Consider the following 774-nt stretch of genomic DNA (forward strand, 5'->3'; position numbering starts at 1 on the left):
TATGACCGCGCGAAGCAGATGATGCTGATGGAGAGCGATCGGCCCCACGTGCTGCGTGAAATGATCTATGTCTGCAGGCCAGCCGGCGTCATCTCGATCGCGGGCGTGTACAGTGGGGTTGTCGACAAGATCCCGATGGGCCAAGCCATGAACAAGGGCCTGACCTTCAGGATGGGCCAGACCCATGTGAACCGCTGGACCGACGACCTACTGCGCCGCATCGAAGAAGGTCAGATCGACCCGTCGTTTGTCATCACCCACACTGCCGGGCTCGAACAAGGACCCGAGATGTACAAGATCTTTCGCGACAAGCAGGACAGTTGCGTCAAAGTCGTACTGAAGCCATAGGATCAGTGTCATGAACATGCTTAGCAAATTCGGCAATCTCAGCAGACGGCCAAGCGACCCAAAGGTCGTAAAATCTGGCCCGAAGGCGCTCGCGCCCTCCGATATGGTAGCGCGCAAACTCGGATGGTTCAGCATTGCACTGGGCATGGTCGAACTCATAGCCTCCGAGCGCATCGCCCGCGCACTCGGCATACCTGGTAAGGAAGGCGTGATCCGCGCCTATGGAGCGCGTGAACTCAGCAGCGGCATTCTGTCCTTGTCGGCAGACAGACAGTCCGGGCTTTGGAGCCGTGTGGCCGGTGATGGGCTCGACATCGCAACACTCCTATGGGCGTTCCGGCATGACAATCCAAAACGTGACAACGTCGGACTTGCATTGGTGCTCGTTGCCGGTGTGACACTCATCGATTTATTGACGGCGCAAAA

1 protein-coding gene and 1 pseudogene are annotated in these 774 nt (G+C 57.8%); both read left to right on the forward strand.

Features of this window, described 5'->3' with window-relative positions; translation table 11 throughout:
- Positions 1-348 (forward strand): annotated as a pseudogene (locus AC0L2M_RS34590) (glutathione-dependent formaldehyde dehydrogenase); the annotation flags it as partial.
- Between the two features lie 10 nt (positions 349-358).
- Positions 359-774 (forward strand): hypothetical protein (locus tag AC0L2M_RS34595; RefSeq protein ID WP_473537267.1); only part of this gene is annotated, 416 nt, incomplete at its 3' end.

The sequence above is a fragment of the Mesorhizobium sp. WSM4806 genome (genome assembly GCF_055811635.1).